This is a genomic window from Polaromonas sp. P1_G2 (genome assembly GCF_056405515.1).
This window is the reverse complement of the sequence record NZ_JBFUBY010001646.1, coordinates 1-373: the sequence shown is the minus strand read 5'-3', so window position 1 is coordinate 373 and position 373 is coordinate 1. Positions and strand designations below refer to the sequence as shown.

Below are 373 nucleotides of genomic sequence, written 5' to 3'. Positions count from 1 at the left end.
GTCATTGCCGGCACCGCCCGAGAAATCATCGGCTATCGCCTTGCCGGTGAACGTATCGGCATGGCTCGATCCGACGAATTTTTCAATCGAGACGAAGACATCGCCCTTGGCATCACCGGTGTTGTCGACAGGCGCTGTCAGCGAGACAACCACGCCCTTTGCGGCACCGGCATAGCTGACCGTGTCGATGCCGCTGCCGCCGTCCAGCCGGTCGGCGCCTGCGCCTCCGACAAGCGTATCGCTTCCCTCTCTTCCGTTGATGGTATCGCCATAGGCTGTACCGGTGAGCATCTCGTCCGCCCCGATACCGGAGAGGATGACCTTCGATGTCGCCATCGAGGCATCGACCCCGGTGGTCGGGGCCGTATTGATC

The 373-nt window shown here is 61.9% G+C and carries 1 protein-coding gene; it reads right to left on the bottom strand.

Features of this window, described 5'->3' with window-relative positions; genetic code table 11:
• Positions 1–373: hypothetical protein (locus AC1D0P_RS31945; protein ID WP_477680391.1), on the bottom strand; the 373-nt coding region annotated here is incomplete at both ends.